At 71.2% G+C, this 23,653-nt stretch carries 21 protein-coding genes and 1 riboswitch; of the genes, 15 read left to right on the top strand and 6 right to left on the bottom strand.

Annotation, left to right across the window (positions count from 1 at the left end; genetic code table 11):
- Positions 1-81: 81 nt before the first annotated feature.
- From ABIB53_RS03595 to ABIB53_RS03585, 3 genes are all read left to right on the top strand, one after another.
- Complete coding sequence (locus tag ABIB53_RS03595; protein WP_251719341.1) at positions 82-603, top strand: glycine cleavage system transcriptional repressor; 522 nt, start codon at positions 82-84, stop codon at positions 601-603.
- Positions 604-672: 69 nt separating this feature from the next.
- A riboswitch (guanidine-III (ykkC-III) riboswitch) is annotated at positions 673-737 on the top strand.
- A 14-nt stretch (positions 738-751) separates the two neighbouring features.
- Entirely contained in the window at positions 752-1,078 is a 327-nt protein-coding gene (locus ABIB53_RS03590) for a DMT family transporter (protein WP_123092194.1), read from the top strand.
- 55 nt (positions 1,079-1,133) lie between these two features.
- Positions 1,134-1,598, top strand: a complete 465-nt coding sequence (locus ABIB53_RS03585; RefSeq protein ID WP_354587155.1) for an SRPBCC family protein — start codon at positions 1,134-1,136, stop codon at positions 1,596-1,598.
- Here ABIB53_RS03585 and glsA read toward each other — a convergent pair.
- A complete protein-coding gene (glsA, locus tag ABIB53_RS03580) occupies positions 1,589-2,569 on the bottom strand; it encodes a glutaminase A (protein WP_354587154.1) in 981 nt (326 codons plus the stop codon). The two genes, ABIB53_RS03585 and glsA, sit on opposite strands and share 10 nt — an antisense overlap.
- 57 nt (positions 2,570-2,626) lie before the next feature.
- On the opposite strand from glsA, the gene ABIB53_RS03575 reads away from it, so the two are divergent.
- The 8 genes from ABIB53_RS03575 (at position 2,627) to ABIB53_RS03540 (ending at position 12,273) form a co-directional block, all read left to right on the top strand.
- The gene (locus ABIB53_RS03575) at positions 2,627-3,073 is read left to right on the top strand and encodes a deoxycytidylate deaminase (protein WP_123092373.1); all 447 of its coding nucleotides are present in this window, start codon (positions 2,627-2,629) and stop codon (positions 3,071-3,073) included.
- A 26-nt stretch (positions 3,074-3,099) separates the two neighbouring features.
- Positions 3,100-4,044: a universal stress protein gene (locus ABIB53_RS03570; protein ID WP_123092191.1), complete on the top strand. Its 945-nt coding sequence runs from the start codon at positions 3,100-3,102 to the stop codon at positions 4,042-4,044.
- Between the two features lie 66 nt (positions 4,045-4,110).
- Positions 4,111-6,231 (top strand): 4-alpha-glucanotransferase, encoded by a 2,121-nt coding sequence (malQ, locus tag ABIB53_RS03565; RefSeq protein WP_354587153.1) that lies wholly within the window; start codon positions 4,111-4,113, stop codon positions 6,229-6,231.
- Between the two features lie 200 nt (positions 6,232-6,431).
- On the top strand, positions 6,432-8,102 hold the full coding sequence (locus ABIB53_RS03560) for a peptide ABC transporter substrate-binding protein (RefSeq protein ID WP_354587152.1): 1,671 nt from the start codon (positions 6,432-6,434) through the stop codon (positions 8,100-8,102).
- A 93-nt stretch (positions 8,103-8,195) separates the two neighbouring features.
- The gene (locus ABIB53_RS03555; protein ID WP_123092190.1) at positions 8,196-9,122 is read left to right on the top strand and encodes an ABC transporter permease; all 927 of its coding nucleotides are present in this window, start codon (positions 8,196-8,198) and stop codon (positions 9,120-9,122) included.
- The gene (locus ABIB53_RS03550) at positions 9,115-10,047 is read left to right on the top strand and encodes an ABC transporter permease (RefSeq protein ID WP_502914623.1); all 933 of its coding nucleotides are present in this window, start codon (positions 9,115-9,117) and stop codon (positions 10,045-10,047) included. Before ABIB53_RS03555 ends, ABIB53_RS03550 begins: the two co-directional genes overlap by 8 nt.
- A gap of 2 nt (positions 10,048-10,049) precedes the next feature.
- Positions 10,050-11,081 (top strand): ABC transporter ATP-binding protein, encoded by a 1,032-nt coding sequence (locus ABIB53_RS03545; protein WP_225985134.1) that lies wholly within the window; start codon positions 10,050-10,052, stop codon positions 11,079-11,081.
- Entirely contained in the window at positions 11,074-12,273 is a 1,200-nt protein-coding gene (locus ABIB53_RS03540) for an ABC transporter ATP-binding protein (protein WP_354587150.1), read from the top strand. Before ABIB53_RS03545 ends, ABIB53_RS03540 begins: the two co-directional genes overlap by 8 nt.
- Before the next feature lie 83 nt (positions 12,274-12,356).
- On the opposite strand, the gene ABIB53_RS03535 is transcribed toward ABIB53_RS03540, so the two are convergent.
- From ABIB53_RS03535 to ABIB53_RS03515, 5 genes are all read right to left on the bottom strand, one after another.
- Positions 12,357-13,520 carry an ABC transporter ATP-binding protein gene (locus ABIB53_RS03535; RefSeq protein WP_354587148.1) on the bottom strand — a complete coding sequence of 388 codons (1,164 nt, stop codon included), beginning with the start codon at positions 13,518-13,520 and terminating at the stop codon, positions 12,357-12,359.
- Positions 13,517-14,572, bottom strand: coding sequence for an ABC transporter ATP-binding protein (locus tag ABIB53_RS03530; RefSeq protein ID WP_354587147.1), 1,056 nt, complete (start codon positions 14,570-14,572; stop codon positions 13,517-13,519). The genes ABIB53_RS03535 and ABIB53_RS03530 overlap by 4 nt, the downstream gene beginning before the upstream one ends.
- Positions 14,573-14,576: 4 nt before the next feature.
- Positions 14,577-15,560 (bottom strand): ABC transporter permease, encoded by a 984-nt coding sequence (locus tag ABIB53_RS03525; protein WP_224766801.1) that lies wholly within the window; start codon positions 15,558-15,560, stop codon positions 14,577-14,579.
- Positions 15,557-16,564, bottom strand: coding sequence for an ABC transporter permease (locus tag ABIB53_RS03520; protein WP_354587146.1), 1,008 nt, complete (start codon positions 16,562-16,564; stop codon positions 15,557-15,559). The genes ABIB53_RS03525 and ABIB53_RS03520 overlap by 4 nt, the downstream gene beginning before the upstream one ends.
- 109 nt (positions 16,565-16,673) lie before the next feature.
- Positions 16,674-18,296 (bottom strand): ABC transporter substrate-binding protein, encoded by a 1,623-nt coding sequence (locus ABIB53_RS03515; protein ID WP_502914622.1) that lies wholly within the window; start codon positions 18,294-18,296, stop codon positions 16,674-16,676.
- A 335-nt stretch (positions 18,297-18,631) separates the two neighbouring features.
- Between ABIB53_RS03515 and typA the strand changes: the two genes are divergently transcribed.
- From typA to ABIB53_RS03495, 4 genes are read left to right on the top strand one after another with little or no spacing between them, the layout of a single operon-like run.
- Positions 18,632-20,527: a translational GTPase TypA gene (gene typA, locus ABIB53_RS03510; protein WP_123092182.1), complete on the top strand. Its 1,896-nt coding sequence runs from the start codon at positions 18,632-18,634 to the stop codon at positions 20,525-20,527.
- A gap of 31 nt (positions 20,528-20,558) precedes the next feature.
- Positions 20,559-22,304 carry an ABC transporter substrate-binding protein gene (locus tag ABIB53_RS03505; RefSeq protein WP_354587143.1) on the top strand — a complete coding sequence of 582 codons (1,746 nt, stop codon included), beginning with the start codon at positions 20,559-20,561 and terminating at the stop codon, positions 22,302-22,304.
- A complete protein-coding gene (gene mshB / locus ABIB53_RS03500) occupies positions 22,301-23,170 on the top strand; it encodes an N-acetyl-1-D-myo-inositol-2-amino-2-deoxy-alpha-D-glucopyranoside deacetylase (RefSeq protein WP_354587142.1) in 870 nt (289 codons plus the stop codon). The genes ABIB53_RS03505 and mshB overlap by 4 nt, the downstream gene beginning before the upstream one ends.
- Positions 23,167-23,652: a flavin reductase family protein gene (locus tag ABIB53_RS03495; RefSeq protein WP_191563374.1), complete on the top strand. Its 486-nt coding sequence runs from the start codon at positions 23,167-23,169 to the stop codon at positions 23,650-23,652. The genes mshB and ABIB53_RS03495 overlap by 4 nt, the downstream gene beginning before the upstream one ends.
- Position 23,653: the final 1 nt, after the last annotated feature.

Below are 23,653 nucleotides of genomic sequence, written 5' to 3'. Positions count from 1 at the left end.
CCACCGACAGCCCACGACGCCGCCCGCCGCCGACCGTGGTCAGCCCTACCCCCTGTCCCCACCCGCCCCTACGCTGAGCCCATGACCGACCTCGTGCTCACCGTCACCGCCGACGACCGCGCCGGCCTGGTCTCGCGCCTCGCCCAGGTCGTCGCCGACCGCGGCGGCAGCTGGACGACGAGCTCGATGGCCCATCTGGCCGGCACCTTCGCCGGGGTCGTCCTCGTCTCCGTGCCCGCTGAGGGCGTGGCCCCCCTTCGCTCCGCCCTCGAGGGTCTGGCCGCCGACGGCATCACGGTCGTCGTCCGCGAGACCCAGCCGCAGCCGGCCACGGCGGGGGAGCCGACCCTGCTCCACCTCGTCGGCCAGGACCGCCCGGGCATCGTCGCCCAGGTCTCCGCCGCGATCGCGTCCGCCGGCGTCGGCATCGAGGAGATGCAGACGGCGACGAGCGAGGCGCCGATGGCGGGCGGTCTGCTCTTCGAGGTCCGGGCGCGGCTCGTCGTCCCCGAGGGGGCCGGCGCCCCGCTGCGCGAGCGCCTCGAGGCCATCGCCGACGAGCTCATGGTCGACCTCGACCTCGCCGACCCCGTCACCACCTGACGCCGACCCCGTCACCACCCTCCGCCGAGACCCGACTGGCCTTCTGCGCCCCGGCCCGGCACCGTAGGAGGCGAGCCGCGCACCGCGGCGACCGGACGAGGTCACGTACCCGGATCGCGACAAGACGTGTCGTCGAAGGAGTCGTGCCATGCCCTGGGTCGTCCTCATCATCTCCGGTGTCCTCGAAGCCGTCTGGGCCACCGCTCTCGGCCGCTCGGAGGGCCTGAGCAAGCCCGTCCCGACGACGGTCTTCGCCGTCGCACTCCTCGCGAGCATGGGCGGTCTCGCCTACGCCATGCGCGACCTGCCGACGGGCACCGCCTACGCGGTGTGGGTGGGCGTCGGCGCCTCCCTCACGGTGATCTACGGCATGGCGACCGGCGCAGAGACCGCCTCGGTCGCCAAGATGCTGCTCATCGCCGGCCTCGTCGGCTGCATCATCGGCCTCAAGCTCGTGAGCGACGGCGGCCACTGACCCGACCCGGGGCGAAGGGGTGGCCCCCAGCCCCGCGGACGGGTTGACTGAGCCCATGAGCCAGCCCCAGGTGATCTCCGCCAGCCGCGAGATCGACGCCCCCGCAGCCACCGTCTTCGAGCTCGTCGCCGACCCCGCCCAGCACGCGAGCTGGGACGGCAACGACAACGTCGTCGAGCTCGTGCGCGGCGGCCGGGTCCGGGCGACCGGCGAGATCTTCGCGATGCGCACGACGAAAGGGAACGTCCGGGACAACCGCGTCGTCGCCTTCGAGGAGGGCCGGCTCGTCGCGTGGCGCCCGGGTGACGACGGCGGCGAGCCCGCCGGTCACGAGTGGCGCTGGGAGGTCGAGCCGCTCGGCGACGACCGCTGCCGCGCGACGCACACCTACGACTGGCGCGAGCTCACCGACGAGCGCCGCCGCGCGCGAGCGGAGTCCACGACCGAGCGCAACCTCAGCGCCTCGCTCGACAACCTCGCGCGGCGCGCCGAGGCCGCCGGCGGCACGCCTCAGGCCTGACCGGACTCCACGAGCTCGGTCCACAGGTCCTGCCGGGCGGCGGGGTCGGTGAGCAGGTGCAGGTCGAGCTCGCGGCTCATCCGCTCGAAGACCGCGCGCCCGCGCGTGCTCGTGCCGTGCCGGTCCAGGCGCGGAGAGTACGTCGCGAGCCCGAAGCGGCCGGGGATCGCGCCGACGAGGACGCCGGAGACCCCGCTCTTGGCGGGGATGCCGATCTCCGACATCCAGTCACCCGCGGAGTCGTACATGCCGCACGTCGTCATGACGCTCAGCGCCTGGCGGCTCGAGGCGACCGAGAGCACGCGCTCGCCGGTGATCGGCTGGCGCCCGCCGGTGGCCAGCGTCGCCGCCATGACGGCGAGGTCGCGCGGGGTGACGAGCACCGAGCACTGCCGGATGTAGCCCTGCACGACGTCGCGCGGGTCGTCCTCCATCACCCCTTCGCCGCGGAGCATGTGCGCGATGGCGAGGTTGCGGTGGGCCGCGGCGAGCTCCTCCTCCGCGGCCTGCTCGTCGAGCGAGAGCTCACGCCCGGCGAGCCGGGACAGGCCCTCGAGGACGAGCCGGTCGCGGTCCTCCCAGCTCGAGCTCGGGCCGCCGACCATGCCGTGCACGACGAGGGCGCCGGCGTTGATCATCGGGTTGCGCGGGCGCTTCGTCTCGGGCTCGACGGAGAGCACGTCGAAGGCCTCTCCGGAGGGCTCGACGTCGACCCGCTCCATGACCTCCTCGACGCCGTACTCGTCGAGGACGAGCGCGTAGACGAAGGCCTTGGCGACGGACTGGATGGTCATCTCGTGCTCGGAGTCGCCGGAGTCGAAGATCTCGCCGTCGGTCGTGCACAGGGCGACGCCGAGACGGTCGGGGTCGGCCTCGGCGAGCGCCGACGGGACCCCGTGCACCTCGCCGCCTGAGTCCTCCCGCACCGCGTCGAGGGTGGAGGAGAGGTATTCGGCGAAGGAGCGGGTCACCGGCCCCACACTATGCGCGGGCCTGCCGGGTCCCCCCACCGCACTAGCCTGCCCGCCATGAGCGTGCAGCCAGCCACCGTCCCCGGGTGGGACGAGTACTTCCTCGGCATCGCGACGGCTGTCGCCGCCCGGGCGAAGTGCACCCGGCGCCGGGTGGGCGCCGTCCTCACCATCGAGCACCGGATCATCGCGACCGGCTACAACGGCGCCGCGCCGGGGGAGCCGGACTGCCTCCAGGGGGCCTGCCCTCGGGGCGCGCTCGACTACGAGACCGTGCCGGGCCTGGGCGACTACGACCGCCCCGGCACCCCCGGCTTCTGCATCGCGATCCACGCGGAGGTCAACGCGCTGCTCTTCGCCACCCGTGACACGAAGGGGGCGACGGCCTACATCACCGACCCGCCGTGCCCGGGCTGCCGCAAGGCGCTCGCCGCGGCCGGGATCGTGCGCGCCGTCTGGCCCGGGGGAGAGCACGACAGAAACTCGCTGACAACCTGGGCGTGAGCCGCCCACCGGTGCCACCATGAGGCATGAGCACCGCAGCAGAGCACCAGAGCACTCCAGCAGGCGCCGTCGTCGTCGCGGTCGACGGCACGAGCAAGGACGAGGCGGTGCTCGCCTGGGCGGCCCGCTCCGCCCAGCGACGAGGCACGTCGTTGCACGTCGTGAGCGTCGCGGACATCGGGGTGTCCGCCTTCGGGGGACCTGAGTCAGCGGGGGCGGGGGCGGTCGTCGACCAGCTCCTCGCGGGTGCCGACGCGACCGTCACCGACGCCCTCGAGCGCATCGCCCAGATCGCCCCGGACGTGCCCGTCACCTCGCAGTCGCTCACCGGGAGCCCCTCGCGCGTCCTCGTCGACGCCGCCGAGCAGGCCGCCATCGTCGTCGTCGGGTCGAGCCGGGCGAGCCGCCTCGAGCGGGTCGTCCTCGGCAGCGTCTCGGCCGCCGTCATCCAGCACGCGAGCGCTCCCGTCGTCCTCGTCCCCGAGGGCTCGGGCGCGGGCCCGGCCCGCGTCGTCGTCGGCGTCGACGGCAGCTCGCACTCCCGGGCCGCGGCCCGCTCCGCGCTCGACGTCGCCCGGCACGCCGGCGCCCCGGTCCTCGTCCTCACCGCCTGGCGGGTCGAGGTCGTCGACGGAGTCGTCGTCACCGAGCCCGGCACGCCCGCGTGGGAGCAGGTGGAGACCCGGTACCGCAAGGTCGCCGAGGGCGTCCTCGCCGAGGCCCGCGCCGACGTCGAGCACGGCATGACGACGGCGCCGGGCATCGAGGCCAAGGCCCAGGGGATGCCCGAGGTGAGCGTCGAGGTGCGCCGCGGGCGCGCCGCCGACGTCCTGCTCGACGAGGTGTGCGACGAGGACCTCATCGTCGTCGGCACCCGCGGGCGCGGCGGCTTCCGGGGTCTGCTCCTCGGCTCGGTGAGCCAGCGGGTGCTCGAGGCCGCGCCCTGCCCGGTCCTCGTCACCCGCGGCTGAGCCGACGGCGAAGATCGTCGGTGTGTTTCGTCCTCGCGCGGCGTCCCATCGGACATCGTGGGCGTCGTGAGTGACACCCTGCCCTCGGACCTCGTCGACCTGGCCCACGCGAAGGGGGTCTCGACCGAGTACTGGGACTGGAAGGGCGTGCACACCCACATCCCGCAGGACGCCCTGCGCCAGGTGCTCACGGCGCTCGGCGAGGACGTCTCCGACGACGACGCGGTGCGCGGCTCCCTTCGCCGGACCCGGCAGGCGCCCTGGCGGCGCACGCTGCCCGCGACGGTCGTCGCCCGTACGTCGCACCCCTACCGACTGGCGGTCCACGTGCAGCACGGCCGCGCGGTGCGGGTGCACGTCGAGCTCGAAGGGGGAGGCCGTCTCGACCTCGACCAGGTGCCCCACGACGTGGCGCCGGTCGAGGTCGACGGGGTGCTCGTCGGCGAGGCCGCCTTCGAGATCCCCGCGGGCCTGCCCCTGGGCTACCACGAGCTCGTGGCCGAGGTGGAGGGCGAGGACGCCCTGCCGGACCCGACGACCCGACGGGCGACCTTCGTCGCCGTCCCCGACGCCCTCGAGATGCCGGCCGGTCTCGACGAGCGGGCCGCGACCGGTCTGACCACCCAGCTCTACCAGGTGCGCTCCGAGACCTCCTGGGGCCTGGGCGACCTCGGGGTGCTGCGCGAGCTGTCGCGGTGGGCCGCCCGGGAGCACGGTCACGACTTCGTCCTCGTCAACCCGCTGCACGCGGCCGAGCCGGTCGCGCCGGTCGAGCCCTCGCCGTACCTGCCGACCTCGCGCCGTTTCGTCAGTCCCCTCTACGTCGACATCGCGACCCTGCCCGACCTCGACCGGCTCGAGCCCGGGACGCGGGTCCGGATCGACGACCTCGCCGCCGAGGCGGCGCCGCTCAACCGCACCGACGTGCTCGATCGCGACGCGAGCTGGGCGCTGCGCCACCAGGCGCTGCGCATCGCCTACGCCGAGCTCGGCCCGCTGCACGCGCAGCGGATGCAGCCCTGGTACGAGGCCGAGGGCGAGGGGCTGCTCCTCTTCGCGACGTGGTGGGTCATCGCCCAGGTGCACGGGCCGCACTTCGCCACCGACTGGCCGGCCGAGCTGCGCGACCCGGCCTCGCCGGCGGTCGCGGACTTCCAGCGGGCGCACACGGGCGAGATCAGCTTCGCCTGCTGGGTCCAGTGGGTGCTCCAGGAGCAGCTCGCGGCGGCCCAGGAGGCCGCCGTGGGGGCGGGCATGCGGCTCGGGGTGGTCCACGACCTCGCCGTCGGCATCCACCCGAAGGGGGCCGACGCGTGGGCCCTCGGCGACGCGCTCGCCCGCGGGGTGACCGTCGGGGCGCCGCCGGACCAGTTCAACCAGCGTGGCCAGGACTGGTCGCAGCCGCCGTGGCGCCCCGACCGTCTCGCCGAGCTCGGGTACGCGCCCTACCGCGACATGATCCGCGCCGTGCTGCGCGACGCCGGGGGAGTGCGGGTCGACCACGTCATCGGGCTCTTCCGTCTGTGGTGGATCCCCGTGGGCCACGCGCCGACCGACGGGGCCTACGTGCGCTACGACCACGAGGCGATGATCGGCATCCTCGCGCTCGAGGCGCACCGGGCCGGCGCCGTCGTCGTCGGCGAGGACCTCGGGGTCGTCGAGCCCTGGGTGCGCGAGTACCTCCTCCAGCGCGGGGTGCTCGGCACGAGCATCGTGTGGTTCGAGCAGGGCGAGGACGGACGTCCGCTCCCGCCGCAGGACTACCGCCGCCTCTGCCTGGCCTCGGTGACGACGCACGACCTGCCGCCCACGGCGGGCTACCTCGAGCTGCGGCACGTCGAGCTGCGCGACGAGCTCGGGCTGCTCACCCGGTCGATGGAGGAGGAGCTCGCCGCCGAGCGCGACACGGTCGCGACGATGGAGGAGGCGCTCGTCGAGGCAGGGCATCTCGCCCCCGAGCGCCGGGGCGACGTGCCCGAGGTCGTCGCCGCGCTCCACCGCTGGCTGGCCGCCACCCCGTCGGTCCTGCGCGGCGTCGCCCTCACCGATCTCGTCGGCGACACGCGGACGATCAACCAGCCCGGCACCGACGAGGAGTACCCGAACTGGCGGCTCCCGCTCGCCGACGCGCAGGGCCGCCCGCTGACCCTCGAGGACGTCATCGCCGGGGCCGGCGATCCTGTCTGACGAGCCACCCCTGAGGGTGACGGACGGGTCACAGTTGGGTCTCGACACCTCCACGACCGTGGCGCAACCGACTTCTCATCAGTTGAGATTGCCCCTGCAGCGACGACCGTGCTGCGACCAAGACCGGACTCGGTCCGGGGAGTCCGCCAACGTGGCGGCTTATTCGTAGGAGGACATCTATGCGAGTCAACTCTCGCGCGATGGCCATTGCCGGAATCTCCGCAGCCGCGCTCGTCGCGACTGCGTGCGGCGGTGGCGAAAGCAGCACCGAGGGTGGCAGCGGGGGCGAGGGTCAGGCCGGCGGGTCCTTCTCGATCCACGGCTGCACCCCGCAGAACCCGCTCGTGCCGGGTAACACCAACGAGACCTGCGGTGGCAACATCCTCGACGCCGTGACGGCGAAGCTGGTCCACTACAACCCCGAGACCGCCGAGCCCGAGAACGACCTCGCCGAGTCCATCGAGACCGAGGACAACCAGACCTTCACCGTCAAGCTCAAGGAGGGCCGCAAGTTCTCCGACGGGACCGACGTCACGGCCAAGAGCTTCGTCGACGCGTGGAACTGGAACCGCGCCGGCAAGAACGCCACCCTCTCCTCCTACTTCTTCGACGTCATCGACGGCGCGGCCGACATGGACTGCGGCACGAAGAAGGAGAAGGACAAGGAGTCCGGCGAGATGGTCGACGTCCCGGACTGCGAGGGCAGCCCGGCCAAGGCCGACGAGATGTCGGGCCTGAAGGTCGTCGACGACACCACCTTCACCATCAAGACCACCGAGAAGGTCTCGAACCTCCCGGTCCGCCTGGGCTACACCGCCTTCGCGCCGCTCCCCGAGTCCTTCTTCGAGGACGACGGCAAGGCCTTCGGCGACAAGCCGGTCGGCGCCGGCCCGTACATGGTCAAGACCTACGACAAGGGCCAGCAGGTCGTGCTCGAGAAGAACCCGGAGTACACGGGCGACTTCGCGGGCAACGCCGACGAGGTGACCTTCAAGTTCTACCAGGACACCGACGCCGCCTATAAGGACGTGCAGGCGGGCACGCTGGACATCCTCGACCAGCTCCCCACCTCGGCTCTCGCGGGCAAGAAGTACGAGGGCGACCTGCCCGACCGCACCGAGCAGAAGGCGACCGGCGTCTTCCAGTCGATCAGCTTCCCCTCGCCGAAGGCCGACAAGACCTTCGAGGACAACCTCGAGCTGCGCAAGGCCATCTCCATGGCCATCGACCGCGACACGATCATCGACAAGATCTTCGCGGGCACCCGTCAGCCGGCCACCGGCTGGGTCTCCCCGGCCGTCGACGGCTACAAGGAGGGTGCGTGCGGCGACGCGTGCACCTACGACAAGGCCAAGGCCAAGGAGATGTTCGACCAGGCCGGCGGCTACGACGGCACGATCACCATCTCCTACAACGCCGACGGTGACCACAAGGCGTGGGTCGACGCGACCTGCTCCTCGATCACCGACGCCCTCGGCGTGAAGTGCGTCGGCAAGTCCTACCCGGACTTCGCCACGATGCGCGCGCTCGTCACCGACAAGAAGATGAAGGGCCTCTTCCGCACCGGCTGGCAGATGGACTACCCGTCCATCGAGAACTTCCTCGCCCCGCTGTACGGCACGGGCGCCGGTTCCAACGACGGTGACTACTCCTCGGAGAAGTTCGACACCCTCCTCAAGGAGGCCGCTGCCGGCGAGGACGCCGAGGCCGCGAACACCAAGTACCAGGAGGCGGAGGCCGAGCTGGCCAACGGCTTCCCGGTCATCCCGCTCTGGTACGGCCAGGCCATCGCCGGCTGGAGCGACAAGGTGGACAACGTCAAGCTGACCCCCTTCGGCACCATCGACGTGGCGACTGTCACGGTCAAGTGACGTAACCTGCGGCGGCGTCCCCCACACCCGGGGGGCGCCGCCGCAGGCGCGCCCTCGCTGACGCGGGCGCGCCGAGCACAGGAAGAAGAGACGATGACGAAGTTCGTCCTGAGGCGACTGCTGCAGATGCTGCCGGTCGCGCTCATCGCGATGTTCTTGATCTACTGGATGGTCTTCGCCCTACCGGGTGATCCCACGGCCAACAAGTGCGGAGACAAGCCGTGCTCGCCAGAGTTCATCGCGCAGTTCCGCAAGGAGAACAACCTCGACGACCCGTTGCTGCTGCAGTACGTCAAGTACCTCGGCAACGTCGTCCGCGGTGATCTCGGCACCACCTACCAGGACCTCGACGTGGCCTCCGAGCTCGCGAGCCGCTTCAAGGTGACCGCCAAGCTGGCCCTCATCGCGCTCGGCTTCGAGTTCGTCGTCGGTGTCCTCGCCGGCGTCCTCGCCGGCATCCGCAAGGGCGGCTTCGTCGACAGCCTCGTGCTCGTCTCGACGCTCTTCGTCATCGCGATCCCGAGCTTCGTGCTCGGCTCGGTCGCCCAGACGGCCTTCGGCGTGAAGCTGCAGATCTTCCCGGTGACCGTGAGCTCGCAGGCGACCTTCTACGAGCTCCTCCTGCCCGGCCTCGTCCTCGGGTCCCTCTCGCTGGCCTACGTCGCGCGACTCACCCGCACGAGCCTCGTCGAGAACCTGCGCGCCGACTACGTGCGCACCGCGACCGCGAAGGGCCTGACCCGCAACCGCGTCATCGGCGTCCACACCCTGCGCAACTCGCTCATCCCGGTCGTCACCTTCGCCGGCGCCGACTTCGGCGCCCTGCTCGGCGGCGCGATCGTCACGGAGGCGATCTTCAACATCCCCGGTGTCGGCGGCTTCATCGCGAACGCGGTCCGCGTCCGTGACGGCGTCTCCGTCGTGGGGTCGGTGACCGCGCTCGTGCTCGTCTACCTGCTCATGAACCTGCTCGTCGACCTTCTCTACGGCGTGCTCGACCCGAGGATCAGCAATGACTGAGGCCACTCACGAGATGCTCGTGCGCCAGGACACCCCCGAGGGGGGCGACGTCGGCGAGTCCCGCTCGCTGCTGTCCGACGGCTGGCGTCAGCTGCGCCGCAACTGGATCTTCTGGGCCTCGCTGGTCCTCATCACGGCCTTCATCCTCATGGCCGTCTTCCCCTCGCTGCTCACCAGCCAGGACCCGGGCGCCTCCGGCGCGCTCAAGGACAGCCACCTGCCCCCGAGCAGCGAGCACCTCTTCGGCACGAACCTCCAGGGCCGTGACGTCCTCGCCCGGTGCATCTACGGCGCCCGCGCCTCGATCCTCGTCGGCGTGCTCACGACGCTCGCGACCCTGACCGTCGGCTCGGTCATCGGGATCCTCGCCGGCTACTTCGGCGGGATCTTCGACACGATCTTCATGCGGGTGACGGACATCTTCTTCGCCATCCCGCTGCTGCTCGGCGGCATCCTCTTCATGTCGACCTTCCCCAACGAGGTCGACAGCGGCTACTTCGCCGTCGTCATGAAGGTCGTCATCGCCCTGTCGATCCTCGGCTGGCCGAGCGTCGCCCGCCTCATGCGCGGCTCCGCGCTGCAGGTCAAGCCCAACGACTACGTCCAGGCCGCCCGCGCCCTGGGCGCCAGCCCCTGGCGGATCATCCGCTCGCACGTCCTGCCCAACGCGATGGCCCCGGTCATCGTCGTGTCGATGATCAACCTCGGTGCGTACATCGCCGCCGAGGCGACCCTGTCCTTCCTCGGCATCGGCCTGGCCGAGCCCGCGGTCTCCTGGGGCATCGACATCTCCGGCTCGCTGGACTACATCCGCGTCGCGTGGTGGCCGCTCGTCTTCCCCAGCCTCTTCCTGAGCCTGGCCGTGCTGGCCTTCATCATGCTCGGCGACGCCGTGCGCGACGCCTTCGACCCGAGGAGCCGATGACCATGGCCCGTACCCGTACCGCCCCCACCACGGGGAACGACTTCACCCCTGTCGACGGCAAGCTCCTCGAGGTCGACGACCTCCACGTCGAGTTCGTCACCGACGACGGCGTCGCCAAGGCGATCAACGGCGTGAACTTCAGCCTCGAGGCCGGCAAGACCCTCGCCATCCTCGGCGAGTCCGGCTCGGGCAAGTCCGTGACCGCTCAGGCGATCATGGGCATCCTCCCGATGCCCCCGGGCCGCATCGCCGGTGGCGCGATCCGCTACTGCGGCGAGGACCTGCTGACCATGCCGGAGGACCGTCGCCGCAGCACGCGCGGCCCGGAGATCTCCATGGTCTTCCAGGACGCGCTGAGCGCGCTCAACCCGGTCTTCCCGGTGGGCTGGCAGATCGGCGAGATGTTCCGCAAGCACCGCGGGATGAACAAGTCCGACGCCTACGACGAGGCCGTGCGCCTCATGGAGCGGGTCAACATCCCCGCGGCCCGTGAGCGCGTCAAGGCCTACCCGCACCAGTTCAGCGGCGGCATGCGCCAGCGCATCATGATCGCCATGGCGATCGCGCTGGACCCCAAGGTGCTCATCGCCGACGAGCCGACGACCGCCCTCGACGTCACCGTCCAGGCGCAGATCATGGAGCTGCTCGAGGAGCTGCAGGCCGAGTACAACATGGGCCTGATCCTCATCACCCACGACCTCGGCGTCGTCGCCGACGTCGCGGACCGCATCGCCGTGATGTACGCCGGGCGCATCGTCGAGGAGGCGGACGTCCACGACATCTACGCCAACCCGGCGCACCCGTACACGAAGGGCCTGCTGGAGTCGATCCCGCGCCTGGACCAGAAGGGCCAGGAGCTCGCGGCGATCGGCGGCCTGCCGCCGAACCTCATGCGGATCCCGAGCGGCTGCGCCTTCCACCCGCGCTGCGTGCTCGCCCGGGAGAACTGCGTCCAGGAGCGCCCGCCGCTGGAGCCGGTCGGCCTCAACCGGGCTGCGGCCTGCCACTACTCGCAGGAGGTCCTCAATGCCTGACGACAGCGACATCATCCTCAAGGCCCGAGGCCTGAAGAAGCACTACCCGATCAAGGGCGGCGTCCTGCAGCGCACCGTCGGTGCGGTCAAGGCCGTCGACGGGGTCGACTTCGACCTGCGTCGCGGCGAGACGCTCGGCATCGTCGGCGAGTCCGGCTGCGGCAAGTCCACGCTCGGCCGGCTGCTCATGCGTCTCGAGGAGCCCACCGAGGGCACCGTCGAGTTCGAGGGCGTCGAGATGCACTCGCTCAAGGGTGCCGCGATGCGCAAGATGCGTCGCGACATCCAGATCGTCTTCCAGGACCCGTACACCTCGCTCAACCCGCGGCGCACGGTCGGCGACATCATCGGCGAGACCTTCGACATCCACCCGGACGTCGTGCCGAAGAAGGGGCGCCGGGCGCGGGTGCAGGAGCTGCTCGACCTCGTCGGGCTCAACCCCGAGCACATCAACCGCTACCCGCACCAGTTCTCCGGCGGTCAGCGTCAGCGCATCGGCATCGCCCGCGGCATCGCGCTCAACCCGAAGGTGCTCATCTGCGACGAGCCGGTCTCCGCGCTCGACGTGTCGGTCCAGGCGCAGGTCATCAACCTCATGGAGAAGCTGCAGCGCGAGCTCAACCTCTCCTACGTCTTCATCGCCCACGACCTCTCGGTCGTGCGGCACATCTCGGACCGGGTCGGGGTCATGTACCTCGGCCGCATGGTCGAGATCGGCGACGAGGACGAGGTCTACAGCCGGCCGACGCACCCGTACACGCAGGCGCTGCTCTCCGCCGTGCCGGTGCCGGACCCGACCCTGCGCGGCAAGCGTGACCAGATCACCCTCACCGGTGACGTGCCGTCACCGGCGAACCCGCCGAAGGGCTGCCACTTCCACACGCGATGCTGGCGTGCCCAGGACCTGTGCCGTGAGGAGACCCCGCTGCTCGAGATCCGTCCCGACGGCGAGGGCGGCCACCTGTCGCGCTGCCACTTCGCCGAGGTCCGCGAGGTCATCGCCACCGAGGACGTCCGTGCGAGCGAGCACTCGACGCTCTTCGGCACCGGCATCGTCGACGTCGACCCGGACGACCAGGCGGGCATCGCGCCCGACCGCGACGAGCCCGACACCCCGCGTGACGACGTCGACCGCGACCCTGCACGGGTGAACGAGCGGCCCGACTCGGACTCGCGAGAGCTCGGCGCCTGAGAGTCGACCTCGCCTCGCACGAGCGAAGGGGGCCGGTCACCGTGAGGTGACCGGCCCCCTTCGTCGTGCTCGGGGGAGACGTCCTACGAGAAGGGGATCTCGTCGGTGATCGCGGCCGCCTCGGCGTCGCGGAGGGCCTGGGGCTTCTCCTCGACGACGGTCTCGACGGCGTGGCGCTGGATCTCGCCGCGCTCGATCTCCTCGGCGAAGTGGCAGGCGACCTTGTGCCCCGCGGGGACGCCGTCGACCTCGACGACCCGCAGCTGCGGCCGCTCGTCGTCGCAGCGGGTCTCCTGGCGCCACGGGCAGCGCGTGTGGAAGCGGCAGCCGCTCGGCGGCGCAGCGGGGGAAGGGAGGTCGCCGCTGAGCAGGATCTGCTCGCGGGAGTCCTCGACGACCGGGTCCGGGACGGGCACGGCCGACAGCAGCGCCCGCGTGTACGGGTGCAGCGGCTGGGCGTAGAGGTCGTCGGCGTCGGCCTCCTCGACGAGACCCCCGAGGTACATCACCCCGACGCGGTCGGAGATGTGCCGCACCACCGCGAGGTCGTGGGCGATGACGAGGTAGGTCAGGCCGTACTCCTCCTGGAGGTCGGACAGGAGGTTGATGACCTGGGCCTGCACGGAGACGTCCAGCGCCGAGACCGGCTCGTCGGCGACGACGAGCTCGGGGTTGACCGACAGCGCCCTCGCGATGCCGATGCGCTGGCGCTGACCGCCGGAGAACTCGTGCGGGTACTTCTTCAGCGCGGCGGCGGGCAGGCCGACGTCGGAGAGCAGCTGCTTCAGGCGCGGAGCCGCCTCCTTCGCGTCCTTGACGATCCCGTGCGCCTGCATGCCCTCGACGAGGAGCGACTCGACGCTCTGCCGCGGGTCCAGGCTGCCCATGGGGTCCTGGAAGACCATCTGCAGGTCCTGGCGGCGCCGGCGCAGCGCGTCGCCGCGCAGGTCGGTGAGCGCCTCGCCGTCGAAGGTGACGGTGCCCTCGGTGATCTCCTCGAGCGCGAGGATCGCGCGACCCATCGTCGACTTGCCGCAGCCGGACTCGCCGACGAGCCCGTAGGTCTCGCCGCGCCGGATCTGCAGGTCGACCCCGTCGACGGCGTAGACGTGCCCGACGGTCTTGTCGAAGATCACCCCGCGCTTGATGGGGAAGTGGACCTTCAGGCCCTGGACGTCGACGAGGACGTCGCCGTCCTTCCCCTTCGTCCGGGTGCCGTCCGTGCTCGTCGTGGACCGCGCGCTCATCGGGTCACCTCCGTCGTCTGCTCCGCCGGCGAGGGCTCGCCGTGGAGGGGGTTGAAGCAGCGCACGACGCGGGCGTCGCGCTCGGCGAGACCGGGGGTCTCCTCGCGGCACCGGTCCACGGCGTTGGAGCAGCGCGGCGCGAAGGCGCACGCACTCGTCCACGGCAGGTTGTCGGCGACCGAGCCGGGCACCGGGTTGAGCCGCTCGCCACGGGCGCTCTCGAGACCGGGGACGGACGCGAGGAGGCCACCGGTGTAGGGGTGGCGCGGCTCGGCGAAGAGCGGGTGCCTGTCGCCGCGCTCGACGAGCCGGCCGCCGTAGAGGACGTTGACCTCGTCGCACAGGCCGGCGACGACGCCGAGGTCGTGGGTGATCATGATGAGCGCGGTGCCCATCTCCTGCACGAGGTCGCGCAGCAGGGTGAGGATCTGGGCCTGGATCGTCACGTCGAGGGCCGTCGTCGGCTCGTCGGCGATGAGCAGGCGCGGCTCGCAGGCCAGCGCCATGGCGATGAGCGCGCGCTGGCGCATGCCGCCCGAGAGCTGGTGCGGGTACTCCGAGAGACGCCGGTCCGGGTCGGGGATGCCGACCTTGTGGAGCATCTCCCTCGCGAGCGGGCGGGCGGCCCTCTTCGACATCCCCTTGTGCCGCTCGAGGACCTCGGTGACCTGGCGCCCGATCGGCACGACGGGGTTGAGCGAGGACAGCGGGTCCTGGAAGATCATGCCGATCTCCTGGCCGCGCCGGTCGCGCATCGCCTTGTCCGAGAGCGTCAGCAGGTCGGTGCCCTCGAAGTCGACCGTGCCTGTCACGGTGTTGCCGCGAGCGGGCAGCAGGCCCATGATCGCCAGCGAGGTCACGGACTTGCCGCAGCCGGACTCGCCGACGAGGCCGACGGTCTGACCGGGGGAGACGTCGAAGCTCAGCCCGTCGACCGCGGTGAAGGGCTGCTCGCCGGAGCGGGTGAAGGTCACGGTGAGGTCCCGCACGGACAGCAGCGGGGTCGCGCCGCCACCGGTGGGGCGGGGGTGCTGGGTGCTCGTCGCCGTCATGGCGTCACCTCCGGGTCTTGGGGTCAAGGGCCTCGCGCAGCGACTCGCCCATGAGGGTGAAGCCGAGCGCGACGACGATGATGCAGATCGCCGGGTAGAAGGCGAGGTGCGGGTAGTCGTAGAAGTACTTCTGCGACGCACCGAGCATCTGGCCCCATTCCGGGGTCCGGTCGTCGGGGTTGCCGAGGCCGAGGAAGGACAGCGCGGCCGCGTCGATGATCGCCGTCGCGAGGACGAGCGTCGCCTGGACGATGACCGGGCCGAGCGAGTTCGGCAGCATGTGGCGCAGGACGATCGCCGAGCGCTTGACGCCGAGGGCCCGGGCCGCGAGGACGTGGTCCTTGCTGCGCTGGGCGAGCATCGCGCCCCGCAGGAGCCGGGCGAAGATCGGGATCTGCACGATGGCGATCGCGATGATGAGCGTCCACTGGCTGGGCCGGGCGGCGAGCGCCGAGATCGAGAAGGCGAGCAGCAGGCTGGGGATGGAGAGCATGACGTCGACCGCGCGCATGATGACGCTGTCGACCCAGCCGCTGAAGGCTCCCGCGAGGGTGCCCAGGACGACGCCGCCGGCGAGCCCGATGAGGGTGGCCATGACACCGACGACGAGGGTCTGCCGGCTGCCGACGATGAGGCGGGAGAGCAGGTCTCTGCCCTTGTCGTCACCGCCGAGGGGGAAGCCGTCCCGGGGAGCGGGGACCGGGTCCTTCTGGGCGCTCACCTTGAGCAGCCACTCGGTGGGGTCGTTCGGCGCCAGCAGCGGCGCGAGCAGCGCGATGAGGACGAAGACCGTCGTGATCGCCAGCCCGACGAGGAAGACGGGGTTGCGGCGCAGCCGTTTCCACGCCGAGGCGATGAGGCTCGTCCCGGGGGAGTCGGAGACCGCGCCGGCCTCGGCGAGGGCGTCGATGCGGGCCCGCTTGCGGTCGCCGGGACGCGGCATGGGACGCGGCGTGCCGGGCTCGGGGGTGCTGGGAGTCGTGCTCATCGGGTCCTCACTCGGGGGTCGATGACGGCGTAGAGGACGTCGACGACGAGGTTGACGAGGACGTAGACGATGGCCGCCGCGAGGATGATCACCTGCAGGACGGCGAAGTCGCGGCTGCTGAAGGACTGCGAGAGCGCCTGGCCGATGCCGGGGAAGTTGAAGACGGTCTCGGTGAGCACCGCACCGCCGAGCAGCGCGCCGGTCTGCAGGCCGACGGCGGTGACGATCGGCAGGAGCGCGTTGCGCATGACGTGCCGCCCGCGGATGACCCGCGAGCCCAGGCCCTTGGACTGGGCGGTGCGCACGTAGTCCTCGTCGAGGACGTCGAGGACGCTCGCCCGGGTGATCCGGAAGATCATCGCGAAGGGGATCGAGGCCAGGGCGATGCTCGGCAGGACGAGGTGCTTGAGGGCGTCGAGAGAGGCGTCCCACTCGCGGGTGAGGATGCCGTCGAGGACGAAGAAGCCGGTGACCCGGGTCGCGTCGCCGACGTCCTGACGACCGGAGACCGGCAGCCAGCCGAGCTTGATCGAGAAGTAGTACTTCAGCAGGAAGGCGAGGAAGAAGACGGGGACGGCCACGCCCACGAGCGAGCCGACGACCGAGACGTTGTCCAGCGCGCTGCCGCGCCGCCGGGCGGCGACGTAGCCGAGCGGGATCGCGAGGAGGAGCGCGATGAGCATCGCGCCCAGGGCGAGCTCGATCGTCGCGGGGAAGCGCTCGAGGAATACCTCCATCGCGGGCCGGCCGACCTGCACGGAGGTCGAGGCGCCGAAGTCGCCCTGGAGGGCGCGCTGGAGGAAGCGCCAGTACTGCACGGGGAGGGGGTCGTTGAGCCCCAGCTCGGCGGTGAGAGCGGCGCGGCTCTCGGGGGTCGCGCGCTCGCCGAGCATCGCGGAGACGACGCCGCCGGGCAGCGCGCGCAGCCAGGCGAAGAGCAGGATCGACAGGACGAAGACGACGAGGACCAGCTGGAGCAGCCGGCGGACGATGAATCTCAGCACGGGTAGGTGCCTCCTAGCGCTCGACAGGCGGTGGGGCCGCCTGGTCCGGGGGTGACCCGGAGCAGACGGCCCCAGCCTGGGTGTCGGGACAGATCGGCCGACGTAGGGCTTACTTGCCGCCCTCGACGGTGACCGTGTCGAACTGCTCGGCCGTCAGCGGGCTCGCGGTGAGACCCTCGACGCCCTCGCCGACGACGAGCGCGGGCGGGCTGTGCGAGATCGGCAGCCCGGGGATGTACTCCTCGGCGATCTTCTTGTTCAGCTCCTCGTACATCGTCGTGCGCTCGGCCTCGTCGACCGTCTGGTCGGCCTCCTTGAGCTCCTTGCTCAGGTCGGAGCCGAAGTCGGTCGCCGAGGTGTGGAAGTCGTTGCTCTTGAGGTTGCCGAAGAAGGTGCCGATGAAGTTGTCGGCCGAGTCGTAGTCACCGGTCCAGCCGAGCAGCCACGCGTCGAACTGGCCGTTGTCGACGCCGTCGAGGTACCCGCCGTTCCACGGCTTGGTGACGACCTTGACCTTGATGCCGACCGCCTCGAAGTCGCGGCGGATGGCCTCGTGGATCTTCTGCGGGTTCGGCATGTACGGCCGGGTGACCTCGCTCGGGTAGGCGAAGGTCAGCTCCATGCCCTCGGCGCCGGCCTCCTTGAGCAGCTTCTTGGCGCCCTCGACGTCCTTCTTCATGGGCTGCAGCTCGGAGTTGTAGCCCTTGACGGTGTCGGGCATGAACTGCGACGCGGCGACAGCGCCCTCGGGCAGCTGGGAGGTCACGAGGTTCTCGCGGTCGACGGCCATGGACAGCGCCTGGCGGACCTTGAGGTCCTTGAGCTTGGTGTTCTTCTCGGGGTTGAGGCCGACGTAGAGGATGTTGAAGGCGGGGCGGACCTCGACGGTGTTGCCGGAGTCCTCCAGGCCCTTCCAGTCCACGGGGTTCGGCAGGTCGTAGCCGTTGATCGAGCCGGCCTCGAGCTCCTGACGACGGGTCGACTCGTCGGGGATGATCTTGAAGACGATCTCGGCGTTCTTGGCCTTCTCGCCCCAGTACTCGTCGTTGCGCTTGAGCGTCACCGTGCTGTTCGCGGTGTCGTACTTGTCCAGCGTGTACGGGCCGGTGCCGACGGGCTCCTGCGCGTTCTTCGGGTAGGCGAAGCCCTCGCCCTGCTTCTTGACGTTGTTCGCGTCGCCGGACTCGAGCGCCTTGGGCGACTGCATCGCGAAGGCCGACAGCGAGAGCATCGCCGGGAACTTCGAGGTGGCGCGAGAGATCTTCAGCTCGACGGTCTTGGCGTCGGTGGCCTTGCAGGAGCGGTAGAGCGAGTCCTCGCCGAAGCCCTCCATGGAGTAGGCCCAGTACTCGGCCGGACCGGCCTGCGCGGTCTCGTTCTGGTCGGCCATGCGCTCGAAGTTCGCGCAGACGGCCTCGGCGTCGAAGGTCTCGCCGTCGGTGAACTTCACGCCCTCGCGCAGGGTGAAGGTCCAGGTCTTGCCGTCCTCGCTGGGCTCCCACTTCTCCGCCAGGCCCGGGCCGATCTCGGCGCTGCCGGGCTTGACCTCGACGAGGCCCTCGAACATCTGGCGGGTGACGCGGAAGGTCTCGCCGTCGCTGGCGTAGAAGGGGTCGAAGACCTCCGGCGCGCCCGCGGCGCCGAAGGTGAAGGTGGCGTCGGTGGCGGCGGAGTCGCCGCCGCTGTCACCGCTGCCGCTGTCTTCGCGGTCGCTCTGGGCACAGGCGCTCATGGTCAGAGCGGCCGTGGCCAGGAGGACCACGGGAGTGGACTTCCGCATGGACATCGTCTACCTCGCTGGTGTGGCGTTCGGTCGACCGAGGAGTCGGTGACCCTCGGCAGCCACCCTGTGACGCGGTCACCCGGAGGAGGCCGACGCGCCATGGACGCGGCTGGTTGGTGAACCTAACCGAGTGAGCACCCGCTGGGTAGGCCGTCGGCGACGCCTTTACCGGTCTGAGACCGAGCGGGCGAAGGGGGTCCCCCTTCGCCCGGAGGGTCGGGAGCGGGCCATGGGCGCGACCGCGGATTTCCGGCATCGGCGCTCCTGCTGAGACAATCGCGCTCATGCCCATGAAGACCCGCTCAGACGTGCGCAACGTCGCCATCGTCGCCCACGTCGATCACGGCAAGACCACCCTCGTGGACAAGATGCTGTGGCAGGGCGGCACCTTCGGCGAGCACGACAAGAGCGGCTCCGTCGACCGCGTCATGGACTCCGGTGACCTCGAGCGCGAGAAGGGGATCACGATCCTCGCGAAGAACACCGCGATCCGCTACACCGGTCCGTCCGCCTCCGACTTCGACGCCCCCGAGGGCGTCACCATCAACATCATCGACACCCCCGGCCACGCCGACTTCGGCGGCGAGGTCGAGCGCGGCCTGTCGATGGTCGACGGCGTCGTCCTGCTCGTCGACGCGTCCGAGGGCCCGCTGCCCCAGACCCGCTTCGTCCTGCGCAAGGCGCTCGCCGCGAAGATGCCGGTCATCTTGTGCATCAACAAGGTCGACCGCCCCGACAGCCGCATCGCCGAGGTCGTCGACGAGGCCTACGAGCTCTTCATGGACCTCGACGCCGACGCGGACCAGATCGAGTTCCCCATCGTCTACGCCTCGGCGAAGGCGGGAGCGGCCAGCCTCAACCGTCCCGAGGACGGCGGGCTGCCCGACAACGGCGACCTCGAGCCGCTCTTCCGCACGATCATGGAGACGATCCCGGCGCCGGCCTACGACGACGAGACCCCGCTCCAGGCGCACGTCACCAACCTCGACTCGAGCAACTTCCTCGGTCGCCTGGCCCTGCTGCGCGTCTTCAACGGCGAGATCCGCAAGGGCCAGCAGGTCACGTGGTGCCGTCACGACGGCTCGCAGGAGCGCGTGAAGATCACCGAGCTGCTCATGACCGAGGGCCTGGAGCGCAAGCCGCTCGAGGACAAGCCCGCGCGCCCGGGCGACATCATCGCCATCGCCGGCATCCCCGAGATCATGATCGGCGACACCATCGCCGACGCCGAGAACCCCGTCGCGCTGCCCGTCATCACCGTCGACGAGCCGGCCATCTCGATGACCATCGGCACGAACACCTCGCCGCTCGTCGGCCGTGGCGCGACCCGCGGCACGAAGGTCACCGCCCGCCTCGTCAAGGACCGGCTCGACCGCGAGCTCGTCGGCAACGTCTCACTGCGCATCCTGCCGACCGAGCGTCCCGACGCCTGGGAGGTCCAGGGCCGAGGTGAGCTCGCGCTCGCCATCCTCGTCGAGCAGATGCGCCGCGAGGGCTTCGAGCTCACCGTCGGCAAGCCGCAGGTCGTCACCCGCGAGGTCGACGGCAAGACCCACGAGCCGGTCGAGCGCCTGACGATCGACACCCCCGAGGAGCACCTCGGCGCGATCACCCAGATCCTCGCCTCCCGCAAGGGGCGCATGGAGCAGATGACCAACCACGGCACCGGCTGGATCCGCATGGAGTTCCTCGTGCCCAGCCGCGGGCTCATCGGCTTCCGCACGGAGTTCCTCACCGAGACGCGCGGCACCGGCATCGCCCACCACGTCTTCGAGGGCTACGAGCCGTGGTTCGGCACGATCACCACGCGCATCTCCGGCTCCCTCGTCGCCGACCGCAGCGGTCCCGTCACCGCCTACGCGATGGTCAACCTCCAGGAGCGCGGCACGCTCTTCGTCGAGCCGACGACCGAGGTCTACGAGGGCATGATCGTCGGCGAGAACTCCCGCGCCGACGACATGGACGTCAACATCACCAAGGAGAAGAAGCTCACCAACGTGCGCGCCAGCTCCGCGGACAACTTCGAGAAGGTCGTGCCCCCGCGCAAGCTCTCGCTCGAGCAGTCGCTGGAGTTCTGCCGCGAGGACGAGTGCGTCGAGGTCACCCCCGACGCCGTGCGGATCCGCAAGGTCGAGCTCGACCAGGTGCTGCGCAACCGGCTGGCCCGCTCGCGCAGCTGAGCCCCAGGACGTCCCCAGGAGGACCTCACCGATGACCCCCACCCCCCGCCGCGCCGCGGCGCTCGTCACGACGAGCGGCCTGCTGCTCGTCTCCGCGTGCACCTCGGCAGACGGCGGCGGGGGAGGGGGCGCGTCGGGCGCGAGCACGACGCCCCTCGCGGGCCCGGAGCAGCAGCTCACGGTGCTCTCCCAGGGCCCGGTCCTCTCCTGGGACCCCCAGCGGATCACCTCGCGCCAGCAGTCGGCCTTCGCCGGCCGCACCTACCTGCGGACGCTGACGACCTACGCGCCCGCGACCGACCTCGCCGGGCAGAAGGAGCTCGTCGGCGACCTCGCGACGAGCACCGGCCGGGCGAGCAAGGACCAGACGCGGTGGTCCTTCACCCTGCGCAAGGGCGTCAGCTGGCAGGACGGCTCGCGGATCACCTGCGGCGACCTGCGCTACGGGGTCTCCCGCTCCTTCAGCAAGGACACCGCCTCCGCCGGGTACGCGCTGACCTATCTCGACATCCCGAAGAAGCCGGACGGCAGCTCGCGCTACCCCGGCCCCTTCGGCAGCGCGGGTCGCAGCGCCGGGGCGACGAACCTCATCCAGGCCGCCGTCACGTGCTCCGGCGACACGATCACCTACCGGCTCAGCGAGCCCGTCGCCGACTTCGGCGAGGTCGTCTCCACCCCCGAGTTCGCCCCCGTCAAGCGCAGCACCGACAAGGGCGACGACTCCGCCTACCTCGCCTACTCCAACGGCCCGTACAAGCTCGAGGACGCGTGGCAGCCCGGTGAGGGCGGCACGTGGGTGCGCAACGAGGAGTGGGACGAGCAGAGCGACCCGGTGCGCGAGCCCACCCTCGAGCGCATCGTCCACCGCGAGGGAGTCGAGCCGGTCGAGGCGGTCGAGACGATCACCGACGGCGACGACGGCTCGCGCTCGGTGCTCCTCGACCCGCTGCCCGACGGGCTGCAGCAGCCCGTGGCCGACGCCGCCGACCAGGTGCAGAGCGTCACCAGCGACGGCCAGATCGTCGACTACCTCGCCCCGAACCACACGAGCGAGGTCATGCGCAGCGCCCGGGTGCGCACCGCCCTGGCTCTCGCGACCGACCGCGAGGGCTACGCACGGGCCCTCGGCGGCCAGGCGGTCGCCACCCCGGTGTGGTCGCTGCTCAGCACCGCCCTGCCCTCCGCCCACGAGCCGGTCCTCGACCGTGGCCCCACCGGCGACCCCGCGGCCGCCCGCGCCCTGCTCACCCGGGCGAAGCAGGAGAGCCCGCGCATCCGGGTCGCCTACCGCTCCGGCGAGCAGAGCGACGCGGCGATGGCCGCGCTGAAGTCCGGCTGGGAGAAGGCCGGCTTCGTCGTCGAGCTCGAGGGCCTCGGCGAGGACTACTACACGACGATCGCGCAGCCGGCCTCGGCCAAGAAGTACGACGTCTTCTGGTCGAGCTGGGGCGCGGACTACCCCTCGGCGGCGACGGTGCTCCCGCCGCTCTTCGACGACCGGATCAACATCACGAGCGCCTCCTCCGGGCGCGACTACGGCTACGTGCGCGACGACGCGGTCAACGCGGCGATGGACAAGGCGATGGCCGTCGCCGACGCCGACCGGCGAGCCGCGGCGTGGACGAAGGTCGACGCCACCCTGCTCGAGCAGGGCAGCTACGTCCCGCTCGTGCAGCACCGGTCGACCTTCGTCGCCGGCCAGGAGGTCACCGGGCTGAGCAGCAACGCCGTCTTCGGGGGCACCCCGGAGATGGGCACGATCGGCGTGGCTCGGTGAGCCTGCGCCTGCTCCTCGTCCACGCCCACCCCGACGACGAGAGCATCGCCACGGGGGTCTGCCTCGCCCACCACGTCGCCGCCGGTGACGAGGTGCACGTGCTCACGTGCACCCTCGGCGAGCAGGGCGAGGTCATCCCGCCCGATCTCGCCCACCTCGACGCCGATCACGACGACGCCCTCGGGCCCTACCGCCGTGAGGAGCTGCGCCGCGCGATGAGCGCGATCGGCGCGCAGCACCGCGTCCTCGGCGAGGGAGCGGGCACGCTCTCGCGCTACCGGGACTCGGGCATGGTCGGCACCCCCTCGCAGGACGACCCCCGCGCCTTCGCCCGGGCCGACGTCGCCGAGGCGGCGGCCCTCGTGCGCGACGTCGTCGAGGAGGTCGACCCCGACCTCGTCATCACCTACGACCCGCAGGGTGGGTACCGCCACCCCGACCACGTCCAGACCCACCGTGTCGTCTGCGCCGCGGTCGCCGCCCTGCCCGCGGCCGCCCGGCCGGCCGTTCTCGCCGTGCTCACCCCGCGCAGCTGGGCCGACGAGGACCGGGCCCACCTCGCGCAGCACGGCCCGGCGCGCGCCTCGTGGACGCTGCCGACCGGCGAGCACCCGCCCCAGGTCGTGCCCGACGAGCTCGTCGCCTTCGAGGTCGTCGACCCGCAGGCCGTCGCCGGCCAGGTCGCCGCGCTGCGCGAGCACCGCACCCAGGTGAGCGTCGAAGGCGATCAGTACGCGTTGTCCAACGACATCGCGGCCCGGCTCTCCGGACGCGAGGGCTACGCCGAGCTCGACGTCGAGACCGGGGCGCTCGTCCCCCCTTCGTCCCCCGCTCGCCGACCCCTCGCCGAGGCGGTGCGCCGATGAGCCTCGAGCCCAGCGCCGCCCTGCGCCAGGCGATGAGCCGGCTCGCGACGGGTGTGTGCGTCGTGACGACGACCGTCGACGGCCACGACCACGCGATGACCGCCAACGCCTTCACGTCCGTCTCCCTCGAGCCGCCGCTCGTCCTGCTCTGCGTGCGTCTCGACAGCGGGTTCCAGGACGCCGTGAGCACGGCGCGTCGGTGGGGCGTGAGCGTCCTCGCCGAGGAGCACCGTCGCATCGCGAGCTGGCTGAGCACCCCGGGGCGCCCCCTGCAGGGCCAGCTCACCCGGGTCCCGCACCACCGCGGCGAGTCCGGGGTCGTCCTGCTCGACGGAGCCCTGGCCACCATGGAGTGCGAGACTGTCGAGGAGCACGTGGCGGGCGACCACGTCATCGTCGTCGCCGAGGTCATCAGGGCCGACCACGCCGACAGCGGCAGCCCGCTGGTCTACTACCGCAGCACGTACACGAGCACGAGGTGAA

Origin of the sequence: Janibacter sp. UYMM211, assembly GCF_040547045.1 — a bacterium.
GTDB lineage: Bacteria > Actinomycetota > Actinomycetes > Actinomycetales > Dermatophilaceae > Marihabitans > Marihabitans melonis.
This window is presented reverse-complemented; position numbering and strand designations above follow the sequence as displayed.